The organism is Desulfitobacterium sp. (assembly GCF_982384815.1).
Genome location: NZ_CEVWNY010000014.1, coordinates 1 through 12,862, shown reverse-complemented (window position 1 = coordinate 12,862; position 12,862 = coordinate 1). Strand labels below are relative to the sequence as shown.

General features: G+C 43.2%; 10 protein-coding genes, 1 pseudogene and 1 riboswitch. Of the genes and pseudogenes, 7 read left to right on the top strand and 4 right to left on the bottom strand.

Going from position 1 to position 12,862, the window contains the following annotated elements; translation table 11 throughout:
• Both AC1U9U_RS04130 and AC1U9U_RS04125 read right to left on the bottom strand, forming a co-directional pair.
• Entirely contained in the window at nucleotides 1-2,739 is a 2,739-nt protein-coding gene (locus tag AC1U9U_RS04130) for a M56 family metallopeptidase (RefSeq protein WP_479959282.1), read from the bottom strand.
• Nucleotides 2,736-3,095 carry a BlaI/MecI/CopY family transcriptional regulator gene (locus AC1U9U_RS04125; protein ID WP_479959281.1) on the bottom strand — a complete coding sequence of 120 codons (360 nt, stop codon included), beginning with the start codon at nucleotides 3,093-3,095 and terminating at the stop codon, nucleotides 2,736-2,738. The genes AC1U9U_RS04130 and AC1U9U_RS04125 overlap by 4 nt, the downstream gene beginning before the upstream one ends.
• Before the next feature lie 761 nt (nucleotides 3,096-3,856).
• Between AC1U9U_RS04125 and AC1U9U_RS04120 the strand changes: the two genes are divergently transcribed.
• The 4 genes from AC1U9U_RS04120 to AC1U9U_RS04105 all read left to right on the top strand — a co-directional run bounded on the left by AC1U9U_RS04120 (nucleotide 3,857) and on the right by AC1U9U_RS04105 (nucleotide 8,328).
• Nucleotides 3,857-4,729 carry an SDR family oxidoreductase gene (locus AC1U9U_RS04120; protein WP_479959280.1) on the top strand — a complete coding sequence of 291 codons (873 nt, stop codon included), beginning with the start codon at nucleotides 3,857-3,859 and terminating at the stop codon, nucleotides 4,727-4,729.
• A 336-nt stretch (nucleotides 4,730-5,065) separates the two neighbouring features.
• Nucleotides 5,066-5,668, top strand: coding sequence for a TetR/AcrR family transcriptional regulator (locus tag AC1U9U_RS04115; protein ID WP_479959279.1), 603 nt, complete (start codon nucleotides 5,066-5,068; stop codon nucleotides 5,666-5,668).
• Nucleotides 5,669-5,689: 21 nt separating this feature from the next.
• Nucleotides 5,690-7,381 (top strand): PEP-utilizing enzyme, encoded by a 1,692-nt coding sequence (locus AC1U9U_RS04110; RefSeq protein WP_479959278.1) that lies wholly within the window; start codon nucleotides 5,690-5,692, stop codon nucleotides 7,379-7,381.
• A gap of 38 nt (nucleotides 7,382-7,419) precedes the next feature.
• Nucleotides 7,420-8,328 (top strand): PEP/pyruvate-binding domain-containing protein, encoded by a 909-nt coding sequence (locus tag AC1U9U_RS04105; protein ID WP_479959277.1) that lies wholly within the window; start codon nucleotides 7,420-7,422, stop codon nucleotides 8,326-8,328.
• 163 nt (nucleotides 8,329-8,491) lie between these two features.
• Here AC1U9U_RS04105 and AC1U9U_RS04100 read toward each other — a convergent pair whose 3' ends face one another.
• Nucleotides 8,492-9,463 (bottom strand): DMT family transporter, encoded by a 972-nt coding sequence (locus AC1U9U_RS04100; RefSeq protein ID WP_479959276.1) that lies wholly within the window; start codon nucleotides 9,461-9,463, stop codon nucleotides 8,492-8,494.
• A gap of 125 nt (nucleotides 9,464-9,588) precedes the next feature.
• Nucleotides 9,589-9,730: riboswitch (FMN riboswitch) on the bottom strand.
• Between the two features lie 202 nt (nucleotides 9,731-9,932).
• A complete protein-coding gene (locus AC1U9U_RS04095; protein WP_479959306.1) occupies nucleotides 9,933-10,385 on the bottom strand; it encodes a spore coat protein in 453 nt (150 codons plus the stop codon).
• 302 nt (nucleotides 10,386-10,687) lie between these two features.
• Here AC1U9U_RS04095 and nrfH point away from each other — a divergent pair, with 302 nt between their 5' ends.
• The 3 genes and pseudogenes from nrfH to AC1U9U_RS04080 all read left to right on the top strand — a co-directional run.
• Nucleotides 10,688-11,176, top strand: coding sequence for a cytochrome c nitrite reductase small subunit (nrfH, locus tag AC1U9U_RS04090; RefSeq protein WP_479959275.1), 489 nt, complete (start codon nucleotides 10,688-10,690; stop codon nucleotides 11,174-11,176).
• 20 nt (nucleotides 11,177-11,196) lie between these two features.
• Nucleotides 11,197-12,531: an ammonia-forming cytochrome c nitrite reductase subunit c552 gene (locus AC1U9U_RS04085; RefSeq protein WP_479959274.1), complete on the top strand. Its 1,335-nt coding sequence runs from the start codon at nucleotides 11,197-11,199 to the stop codon at nucleotides 12,529-12,531.
• Between the two features lie 252 nt (nucleotides 12,532-12,783).
• Nucleotides 12,784-12,862: pseudogene (locus tag AC1U9U_RS04080) on the top strand (MerR family transcriptional regulator); the annotation flags it as partial.

Sequence of the window (12,862 nt, the reverse complement as noted above, 5' to 3'; positions counted from 1 at the left end):
TCACTTGCTATACAAAACGGTTGATTTTACATTTTCCTCAAGATTTTTCACACTACGGTATTTAAAATACTGTTTTCCGCCCTCAGCTTGTACTTCAAAAATAACTCTTTTAAGAGTGATACTGCAATTTGTATTTGTAAAGGAAGAGAGATCGCCGTTTAACAAGGCCTTTTCTGCTTCTTCAAATTCTCCTTTTTGACCTGTCCAATAGGAATCGGGAACATTTACGCAGTAAAAATCGCCTGTCGTACTGCCGTCGCCGTTATCCCAGACATCCTGGGCAATTACAAACATGGTGTTGTCAAAGCTCCAACCCGTCGCTCTGATTTTATCTGTGCCCGGTATTATTTCGGTCGCACCATTGTTGAAATTTTTTATATCCCGGCCGAAGTATTTTTGAGTAATGGCATTATACTCTTCTTTTGTATGGCCGTCTTGATAGCTGTAGTGATCCATTTTCAAAACTGCATAGATTGCCATCTGGTCATCGGTAAAATCGCCCGATGGGCTGCCAAGTACCTTGAATGCCGTGTCATTTCCGAACATCTGATAATACCATTTCATTTCGGGACGGTCGGTCATGATATGCGCGATAAATACCGGCTCACCGTTGTCGTTGAGATAATATGCAAAGGTTTCCCTCTGCAATGATACCAGAGAAGAATAATCGCCGTTCGATATTTCCGCCCTGATCTTTACCATATCTTCGTCACTTGCTATACTTCTGTCGGCTAAATTGCATTTAATCATCGTGGCTTCATAAACAGTTTTTCCGTCTTTGGTGCTTACCCTAAGATCGGTAAGAACATAAATAGGTTTATCTTTAATACCCGACGGAACAGCGGTGTAGTTTTTCCCGTCAAAATTCCAGGCCTTCCGCTGGGCTTCATGGACTATGTTTTTTATCCCAAAGTGTTTCTTTATGACATTTTCCACATACGTCTTTGCCATGATGCCCTTGTCGGCGCCCCAATGGTCCAAATTGATGGCAAAAGCATAATAAAGATACTCGCTGCTGCTTTGCGGCGCATTGCTTTCAGCAAAAAACGGTACATAATCAAAACGATATTTGATTGCAAAATCAAACATACTTGCAAGCTGCGTGCTATTGACCGAGGCTGAGGTCAAAAGCATCTGATTATAACTCCGGGCGATCCATTCCGGCGGTGTCAGGCTATAATCGACGGTTGACGCCGGTAAGTTTTTATTAAGCTTTATGCCGCCCCATTTGCTGCCGTCAAAAACAAAGACCGTATTAGGAACGTTATAAACATCCATTGCAAGATAACCCCATTGAGATTTGATAACCATGTTGCCGTTATAATCTATCGCACCATATTTACCGTCTTCTATCACAGCGATGATTGGCCATACCTCTTCATAGGTATTAATCTGAATGTCCTCAAAGGCTTGGGTTTGCGGATTTGTAAGGGTTTCTCCCTTGGCGCTGATAAGCCCCCAATAGTTGCCTGCCCGGCCTTTCATAATTCTTGTGGAAAGCCTTCCGTCAGGGTACTTTTCGCAGAAAATTTCGTCGTAAGAAATGCTTGACACCTTTGCAAGAGTCTTCTTGTCCAGCAGATCATATTTGCCATTTGTTTTTACCCCATAGACATAAGGCAAGGGGATAACATCCTCACCGGAAATGATTTCCTTGTTATCTTCAGTAAGTAATGCTGCCAAACCACCTGTAGTTTTCTTAATATAATTCTCCGTATAAATTCCGCTCTCATCGGAGTATTCGAGAGTGATATTTTCTGTTGCGGTATCGGGAAATTCATCGGAAATAGCCTTTGTGCCCTGCGTAGCATTGGGAAGTAATAAAACCGCCGCCGCAATGACTGCAGTAATTGCCGCTATACTCACCCAAAGGGCGGGCTTTTTATAGTTCAGCACATTTTTGATTCGGCCTTTTACTCCGGTTTCACCAAAAGCAAGCGGAGAGATCAGGCCGTTTTGCTTGGCCGAAAGGGACAGCAGCGAGTTGGAATAGTCACGGCGAATGTCACTGCCGTAATGCTCCAGCACACTTTCATCACAGGAAAGCTCCATATCGCCCATAGCAAGATAATATGAAAACCATATGACGGGATTAAACCAATGGACACAAACCGCAAGAAAGGCAAGGGGCTTGATAAGATGATCGCGCCGTCTGATATGCGTTTGCTCGTGCTTGAGGATATAGTCCATCTCCCGCTCGGAAAGAACGGCGGGCACATAAATTTTCGGACGCACAAAACCTAGTACAAAGGCCGTTTTTATCCGGTCGGTTTCATAAATGTTTTCCTGTACTGGAATTGCCACCCGCAAACGGTATTTCAAACGAAAATAGGAAACAAGGGCAGACAAAAGCAGCGCCGCGATACCCGCAAGCCATATGCAGGAAAGAACAAACACTGTAACCTGCATTGGGTTTACGCTTGCGGCAGGATTTGCAGGAGGGACCGTATTGGTAATCACCCGGTTTAGGGAATGATCCACAAACGGAATGCCGCTGTCGATGGACGGAGTCTGAGAATATATGATATTCTGCGGTACAGGCTCGGCTTTCACAGGGATAAGGGATAACGCCGTTTCAATCGTGAAAGGACAAAGCAATTTGAAAAGAAGGATTGCCCAAAGCGCATAAGAAAAGACCTTGGGCGCCTTTTTGAGCGGAATCCGAATTAAAATAATGCCCAGCGCAACAAAGGAGGCGATAAGGCTCATGTTGAGAACGGCAATAAACACATTGGTCATTTTGTCGCCTCCTCAATCATCTTTTTGAGCTTTTCTGCTTCGCTTTTAGAGAGTTTTTTATCCCGCAAAAAAGCTGTCAGAAACACCGGCAGCGAGTTGTCAAAGGTTTTTTCAAGCAAAACCTCGCTCTCGTATTTCTGCACATCTTCTTTTTTCACCAAAGCCACTACAATGGCCTTTTCGTTTTTCAGAACACCGCGCTCACCGAGTCTTTTGATCATAGAATATGTGGTGGATTTCTTCCACTCGAAACGGTCAAAACAAAGCCGTACAAGCTCGGTAGAGTTCACCGGTTCATGCTCCCATAACACGCACATAAAACGGTATTCGGCATCAAATAATTTCAAATTGTCCATATTCAGCCCCCCTCAACAAGGTCGGATGCATCAGACCTTGTTGCTAGTCTAGTGCATCCGACCTTGTTTGTCAATGGAAAGCACTGTTTTGTTAGGGTTCACATTCTTCTTATTTGGCGCAGTTAGTCAGAATAGCTATAACTATAAGGTTACAAAAAGTGTTCCATAATGTGCAAAAATGTGATTGTACTAGTTTGTTAGCAGCCGCCCAGGCGACCGTGAACTTTTATAAATATGCTGCATCTGGAGGGATAAAAATTGCCTAGTCTCTTTCGCATTGGTGCTTATTTAGTGACATAAAAAGGGTATTGAAAAAGCTTAACATGTATGATAACATAAATTTGATTTTTATGGACGGAGGGTTGCTTAAGAATGTGTGGAATTACATCTCGATTAAAGTAACTAATTAAATAGTACTTAAGACTCTACCTGTGTAGGGTAATCGGGATTGGTCTATCTATTTTTAAGAAAACCTTGCGGTGATATGTGTATGCGTTTAAGGATAGAGACAAAGCTATCCTTTTGTTTTTCTTTAAAAACAAATGATAATAATTGAAAGAGTAACATTGTTAAACAAGGGACTTCTTTGATTTTTGTCATCTTCTTTCCATTACTTAAAGCACAGGCAGTTAGCCTGTGCTTTTAATTTTCTTGGTAAAGGAGGTGGATAAAATGCGCTAGGAAAAAGGACACTTAATGCTCTATTTCAATTTCGAACAAACGTCCACGAATAAATTAAATAATAAAGGAGATTAGATATTATGATCCATAGCATTGAAAATAAAAGAGTATGGTTCATTACCGGAGCAAGTAAGGGTCTGGGATATGCATTCACCCGTTCTGCTCTGAAGGCTGGGGATAGGGTTGTAGCAGTCGCAAGAACTATCGGCAAACTGGAAAAGCTAAAGGAAGAGTATCGGGATACTTTATTGCCGTTAAAGCTGGATATAACAGATAGAAAAGCTGTTTTTTTCGCGGTTGAAGCGGCGGTAAAGCATTTTGGCTGCCTTGATGTTGTTGTTAATAACGCGGGCATAATGACCCTGGGTATGATTGAAGAACTAAGTGAATCCGATGCCAGAAATCTGATGGAGACAAACTTTTTTGGAGCTCTTTGGGTCTGTCAGGCAGTAATGCCCTATTTACGTTCTCAAGGCTCCGGACATATCGTTCAGATTTCCAGTATTGGTGCAATTGTCTCGGGTCCTATGAGTGGTATTTATAGTGCAAGTAAATTTGCTCTGGAAGGCATGAGTGAAGCTCTGGCAAAGGAAGCAGCCCATTTCGGGATAAAACTCACCATGGTAGAGCCTGGTGGGTACTGGACAAACTTGTACACCTCGATGAGTTACAGTAATCCCCTGGAATCTTACAGAAGCCTTCGTGAGGAACTGGCTCGTCAGTATTCAGAGGATTCGGTGGATAGCGATCCTTCCCTGGCTGCAGAAGCACTTATGAAATTAGTGGATAGTGATAATCCTCCTCTCAGGCTTATCCTTGGCAGCATGGTCTACGATGTAGCTATAGATACGTTAAAGGAACGAATAGTTGCCTGGGAGGAGTGGGAAGAAGTTAGCCGGGCTGCCGAAAAGGGTATTCCCGCTCCTGAGGGGTATGGAGTACCCGAGGAGTAAATTCATCTTTAACTGAGCTTGAATTTTAAATCATTAGAATAAAGCCAAAAAGCTTGTGAAATATAATCACAAGCTTTTTCACATGCGAAGTACATGGGGAAAGTCCTAATAGAACTGGGGGCATTAGTAGAAGTTGGAGCCGGAAGGCAAGTAAGTATGGATGGGTATCACCTTTGAGCCTTTTATTCAACCGGATTAAATTAATCACCAAGAATTGACAGAGAAATCTTTTTGGATTAGAATGAACGTAGCCATTTAATGTACAGTGTACATAAAGGCGACATCATCTATAACTCTTCTGAAATTTTCTTTTATTAGGGAGGTGAAAAAATAGTAATGAAATTAAGGGAAAAGCAAAAAGCGGAAGTTAAATCCGCTCTTGTGCGAGCCGGTGAAGAACTTTTTAGGAACAAGGGGTTTACAGAAACGACAATCGAGGAGATAACGGTCGCGGCCGGCGTAGCAAGGGGAACCTTCTATAATTATTTTCAGACAAAAGAAGATTTGGCAATCGAGATACTTTACGATACAGAAGAATTAACACCAAAGCAAGTTGGCGATTTTTTTGTCACGACTTTAGGAACAAAGAATCAAATTGAGGCAATCATAGCGAATAGCGTCGAGTGGACCCTAAGAAGACCGGAACTTTTCCTGGTTACCTTAATTGAAAAGATGAAGCGCGGATCAACGCCTGAACATCCAAGCGGGACTCTCTTCAGGAGGATGATCACAGAAGCCTTTGAACGTGGCCAGATTGAAGGAGTTGTAACCAGGGAACGGCGTGCACAGGAGTTTGCACATGATATTGAGGGGTTATATATGGTTCACATGGTGAGATGGTACCATTATGGTAAACAGGATGACCTCTTATCCGTTATTCTATCCGCTGTTAACACATACTTATCAGGTGCGCTGATAAAACAGCAGAAATCAGATTAAAATGTGGGGAGGTAGAAATATATGCCCCTTTGGGAAGCTAAGGGATTCTGGATGCGGGATAATATTCATTGGCCGCGACCGGTACACCCACTTTTTGTTTCTTATGGACTTACTCCGGTGGAGATAGGCTCAGTTCACGCTTTCGAGGAATTTTCCATCCCTTCCCTTAAATATGAGTATCTTGTTCTCCATGGCTATGTCTTTCAGCGTATTGAATCAATTGGCGGAGATCCCCCGCCTATTATGGAGCGGTTTCCCTTTCTCTTTCATTTGTGGCGGATTAATCCGCAGCTCCGTAGTCGGGTCTTGGGGTTTGAAAAGTTTCTTAAGGAAAAAGGGTTTGAGAATCACGTTCATGCCTGGAAGGACGTATGGGAACCGGAAGCTCAGGAGCGTCTCAAGCCGATCCGAAATTTTGATCGTGCAAATGCCGGCAGGGAAGAACTAGCCAATCATTTGGAGCGATGCTATGACTATTTATGCTGGGCTTGGAATCCACATAATAAAGTTGTCATGGTCGGTATGTACATCCGGGAACGCTGGATAGAAGTATGTAAAAGAATGTTCAATCTAACGGAATTTGAAGCTTACGAATTAGTTCAGATGAATGATCCTGCGTTCTTTAACACCATGAATTGCCTCTTAACCTTAGCACAGCGTGCCGCCGCAGACCCAACGATTAGCAATATTTTGCCTCTGCCAAGTGAAAAAGCATTCAAGCAGCTAGCCAACACCTGGTTTGAGGAAGAACTCGAGCGATTCTTGGAAGCTGAAGGAGATCGGCCCGCAGACGGCTTCGAATTTGAACCCACCTGGAGAGAAATGCCGGAGATGGTGGTGGGGATTATCAAGTCCTTAATGGACACAGATTACCCTATGACTGAAGACTCTGATTTTCAAGCATACCGGCTGCGGCGGATCAATGAACTCCGCAGCACTTTAGCTGGAGAAGAGAGGGAGGAGTTCGATACTTGGCTTAAATTAGCAGAGCAAGTTCAGCCGTTAAGCGAAATCCATGACTATTTATTAATGAGTGTTCCCCTCAGCCATACCCGTTATGCCGCCCTTGAGGCTGGTAAAAGATTGGTTCAGGCGGGTATTCTGGATTGTCCTGGGGACACTTTATTTCTATACCGGGAGGAATTGCTATCAGCCCTAAGAGAGAATAACGCCTTTACTAATTTAAAAGGATTGGTGGCCGGGAGGAAGGCTGAACATACCCAAAATTACTCTTTAATGCCACCCCAAACCATTGGAAAAGCGCCCATCGTCCCCCCTTTGCATGTATTTCCCCCTCTTGCAGCGGAGGGGATGAAGATTTTTCTAAAACAATATTCCCTCATTGAGGTACAAAAAGAAGTGTCACTGGAACTATCTCCCGAGGGAGAGCTGTTTGGTACTCCGGGTACTCCGGGTTCTCCGGGAGTTGCCGAAGGACCGGTGCGGATTATCCATACGGCTGATGAATTCCATTTGGTTCAAGAAGGAGAGGTTTTAGTCTGCCCTCTTACCACTCCAACGTGGACAGTATTATTCCCGTATGTGGTGGCGTTAATCACCGATTCCGGGGGAGCATTGTCCCACGCGGCAATCGTTTCTCGGGAATACAGACTCCCTTCGGTGGTCGGAACGATTAATGGAACCAAACTGTTGCATAATGGACAACGGGTTCGTGTGGACGGGTCGGCCGGAGTAATTCGCGTCTTGGATTAAAATAGATGAAGAAATATCACTAAACGGAGAAAAATGTGATGAGATATATACGGCTGCTTCAAGAATTAAAAAAAGAAGACCTATCTTTAGCCGGCGGAAAAGGAGCTAATCTGGGTGAATTAGTGCGCGCTGGGATGAAAGTACCCCAGGGTTTTGTCTTGACTGTTGAGGGATACCGCCGTTGTATAAAGAATGTCTATTTACCGCAAATCAACTTCAATGACTTACGCGCTTTACAAGATGCAACATCTAGAATTCGAATAGAAATAGAGAATTCCGACTTGCCTAATGAGATAGCGGAAGAAGTTTTTGAAGCTTATAGAAGGATGGGCAGTCCTAAAGTGGCTGTTCGTTCCTCCGCTACAGCCGAAGATCTTCCCAGTGCAAGTTTTGCAGGGCAACAAGAGACTTATCTTAATATCCAGGGGGAAAGTGAAGTTCTTAATGCAATAAAGAAATGCTGGGCTTCACTTTGGGCTCCCCGAGCAGTGCAGTATCGTTCGCTAAAAGGATTTAAAGAGAGTGAAGTTGCTCTGGCAGTGATCATTCAGGAAATGGCACCATATGAGGTCTCGGGAGTGGTCTTTACAGTTAACCCGCTTGGGCATGATTTAAGCGAGCTGCTTATTAATGCTACATACGGTGTAGGGGAGGCTTTGGTTCAGGGAGAAATTGTTCCTGATCAATGGCTCGCCAGACGTCCTGATGGCGCAGTTCTTCAATTCACTCCTGCACCGCAAAGGGGACAACCGCCTTTGTCCTTCATTCGTACACAATACCCTACCCGAGGGTGTTTAACTTCCCAACAGGTCCGGGAGTTGGCTTGTCTATGTCTTCGCATAGAAGACCATTTCAATGGAGTGCCTCAAGACATTGAATGGAGCTATGGCTTAGGGGAATTTTACCTCCTTCAAAGCAGGCCGATTACGACACTTAAAGTCGATTGATATTGGGAACGAGGCTTTGCTTTTTTATACCCTTTGTAAGCTAAGGAGAGAAGGGACTAAACTCGATGATCAAGATTTTAAGCCGCGGTGGTCTTGAATGGCGGGGAACTTTCTATCCATTGGAAGAATTAAAAAAACATGGTTTTTAAATAAATCTCATTCTTTATTTTGCCGGTGACATAGCTTTATCGGAATTAGAGGCTCTATAGATAGGGGCTTCCGTTTCACCCTGCATCCTTGAAAGCTGAAGCACAGCCAGCCAAACGATCGCGAAACCGAACCATTGGCCTATGTCAATGGTCTGATGTAAGATAAGCCAGTTGACCAGAATACCTGTTGCAGGGAAGGCAAGTTCGGCAATGGTCGCATAGGAGGCCCGCACATTGTTCAACCCACGATAATAAAGAAGCATACTAATTAAACTGGGAACAATGGTCTGATATAAGAGATTTCCCCAAACTGGAGCGAAGGTCAGTGCTTGGCCCAAACCATGCCAGTCTGGGTTTTTAGTAAGGACGATAATCGTTAACAGCGGCAGTGCTAATCCAAATCTAAGGGCAGTCATGGTCGTGAAGGACAACTTGCTAACAAGTCGTTTGCCCATAACAGTTGAACCGCCCCAAAGTATAGCAGCTCCTATGGCGAACAGGGAACCGATAAGCTTGTCGGTTCCGCCTGCGCCATTGGGAATATGAAAACCGAATGTCAGCAGATACGCACCAAAGAGTGCAGCGACAAAGATGGGCCAAAAGGCTTTACGTACACGCTCTTTGAGCAGCCAGGCAGCGAGCAGAACTACAAAGATGGGTTGCAGTTTCTGCAGGATTAAAACGACATTGGGATTACCGTAAGTAAAGCCGGCAGTAAACAAAACTGAGGCAATGGCTGAACCGCCCCATCCTACGAATAGGGCAGCAAACCAGTCACCTTTGTTGAGGCGCTTCAGTTCTTCGCGTTTCCAGTAAAGTACTGGGGCGGAGAAGAAAAATAACAATAGGTGTTCGAGCCAGACAATCTGGGAAGAAGTAATATGGTTTAATAACGATACGATAAAAACACCATCGAGGCCCCACAGGGCGGCTCCGAGTGCAATCCACCAAAGGCTTTTGTTTAATGACTGTTTTGTTTCAAGCATTGTAACACTCCTCGTAATTGAAATATATCTTGAATGAATAGTTCCGGACACAACTATGCCTCGAGAGAATTAATTGATTCCTCGAGGCATTAACATTCAGCTGCAATTAGCACAAGCTAAAACAGTTTTACCTTCTTCCATCCGGACTTTACCGTCGGCCTTGGAATTTCACCAAGTCAGTCGATGCGTACTGCATCGAGTTGCGGGCTGGACTGCAAAGCAATCTTCACCGCCGGTAGGGAATTTCACCCTGCCTCGAAGGTTCTATTCAATTTTCGACAAAAATAAGTCTAACATAATTCGTTGATGATTGGTAGATTTATTTATCTTAGCCTAAAATTATAAACATTATAAACATTATAAACATAAATAAAGGGGTTCACTACAAAAAAAGGGGTATTGTCTGGCTAAAAGACAACCCCTTTTTCGGCTATAGTATTATGAACAGCGAACTAAATATTGCAATTAATTATTGAACATTATACATCCCGTTAGCTTTCATATAGTTAAACAGAATTTCCCCATGTTCCTGCTCTTCTTTTTGGATATGGTTCAGGGTCTGACGGGCATTAGTATCTTGGAATTCAAAAATCGCAGTGTTATAAGTTTCGGCGACATGCTTTTCAGTGGAAAGCAAATCAGCACACAAGAAGGCATCGTTTTGGTTACCTTGTTGTCCTTGACCAGATTGGAGATTTTGTTGTTGATATTGTTGGGTTTGTTGGCCTTGGCTCTGTCCCCCTTGATTCATAGGTGGAACTTGCCCGCTCAAAATTTGTTCGATAGTTTGTAGATGTTGCTGTTCTTTTGAACTTAGGTCTTGGAATATTTGACTGAGTTTAGGATCTTGAGCCTCTTGGGCATATTTGCTGTATTTTTGGATGCAAATTTCTTCGTGGCTTTTAAGATCGTTTAGTAACATGGTTTCCTTTTGACTTAATTGAATTTGTTGCACTATGGGCACCTCCTAAAAGTGATAGTCTATTATTTGTCGGTTTTGTAAGAATTATACTTTTGAATATTAACTCATGTGCAGAAGCGGATATCGCCCTTGCGTATATGACTAAGATATAAGGAATTTTTAGTGAAGAGTTTGTTAAGAAAGTTTTAATAAATTGTGATGAATTTGTTAATGGGCTTCTTTGCGCATTTTTTCTATAATTTAATCAGGAGGATATATGCAAATGAGGAAATACACAAGCAAGGTGAGAAAGGGGGGAAAACATGAAATATAGCGGATTGGAACATGAAAAACCCGGTATCAATGGCGGTCCACCCAAAAAAATATCCAGACGAGCATTAATTCTGGGCATTTTAGCGGCATTATGTTTGGTAGGGGTTATAGGGGTACAGGGCATGCATGCTGTAACCAAGGACTCGAGCTTTTGCGTCTCATGTCATGTAATGCAGCCTGTTTATGGAACCTGGAGTCACTCATCCCACCGGGAAATAGCCGGCTGTAACGATTGTCATACCGATCAGACCAATTATGCGACCAAGACATATACAAAGGCTACGGCGGGAGTTCAGCATCTTTACCACAATACTTTTGGTAACATCACGGGGCCAATCCGAATTGCCCAAAAGGATACAGAAATGGTACAAAATAATTGCTTAAGATGCCATCAAGATGTGGTAAGGAATTTAAACATGGATTCTAGTCGACGATGTTTTGATTGTCACCGCTATACCCCTCATAGTAACTATCGATAAGGGAAAGGTAGGTAAGAATTGTGAGAAGACGTGGAATAATTCTCCTTGGATTGATGGTCATAGTGGCCATCAGTATGATTGCCGTTGGCTGTTCATCCACTACCCAGCAGCCGGTTGCTTTCCGGGCTGATATCGCACCCGGAACCGTGAAGTCGGAAGAATTTAAGAAATTCTATCCGAAGCAATATGATTCTTACATGAAGAATGCAGAGATGTCTAATGAAGGCAGTAAGTATGGCGGTTCCGAAGAATACGATAATTTGGTTCAATGGCCGTTCTTAAAAGAGATTTTTGCCGGTTATGGCTTCGCCAAAGAGTATAATGAAGACCGTGGCCATTTTTATGCTATTGAAGATGTTACTAAGATTAAACGAATTAACGAAAAAAGTATCGCCTCTTGCTGGACATGTAAATCCCCTCAAGTTGCCGGTGTAGTAGCAGAAATGGGCGATGCTTATTATGCTGCCAATTTCCATGATTTGAAGGATAAAATTACCGAACCTATTGGTTGTGCAAACTGCCATGATCCTCAAACTATGAACCTAGTAATTACCCAGCCACCTTTAAGAAATACTCTGACCCGTTTGGGTAAAGACCCCGATAAATTGACTACTCAAGAACTTCGTTCTTATGTCTGCGGTCAGTGCCATGTCGAGTATTATTTTGCCGGAGATAAGAAAATTGTTACTTTCCCATGGGATAAAGGCTTTACCCCCGAGAGCGTTCTAGAATATTATGAAGAAATCGGCTTCTCCGATTGGGAGCACCCGAAGGCCGGTATAGGCGAAATTAAGGCTCAACACCCTGAGTTTGAAACATTCCAGGGTAGTACCCACCAACAAGCGGGCTTGGCTTGTGCCGATTGTCATATGCCATATACCATGAACGGTGGCGAAAAGGTTTCTTCCCACTGGATGACCAGTCCTATGAAACACTTAAATGAAAGCTGTACTACTTGTCATCGGGAAGGAGAGCAGTGGCTAAGAGACCGGGTATCCTATACTCAGGATAAGGTCGCAAATATGATGGCTCAGGTCGGTAAAGTGAACGTAGAGGCTATTGACACTATCGATGCTGCTGCTAAAGCTCAAGGCGTTAACGCAGCTCTCCTTGATGAAGCTCGTAAATTACAGCGTAAGGCTCAATTCCTGGTTGACTGGGTAGGAGCAGAGAACTCCATGGGCTTCCATAATCCTCAATTGGCTTTTGATACCTTGAATAAATCAATGGATTATGCGTACCAGGCCATTAATAAAGCTATTGAGGCCAGAACCGGTGTGTCAAGTTCCGAGTGGAACGTTGAGCAGCCTAAGATAAATACGGAAGCTGTTAAACTTATGGAAGCGAAGAAGTAGTACTATATTGCTCCCAAGAATTTGATATCTCAATCGACGCTAAAAGCAGAGGGAACCCCTCTGCTTTTTATTATTTTTATTTAAAAATAAGGTAATTTCTAGAGATAAATGGATCATACTCTAAGATTTAGAATAAAACTTAAATAAAAATATTGAGATCGATCACAAAAAGGTATAGAATCATTATAGGATAGGATTAAGTAGTGGCTTATATAGTAGAGAGATTAAAAGGGTAGAGGGGATGGTGGTTTTGTGCTAGATGATGAAAAGGGGTTGTATAGTATCGGCACGGTGGCCGAGCTTATTGGAGAACATCCCGAAACGTTGAGGG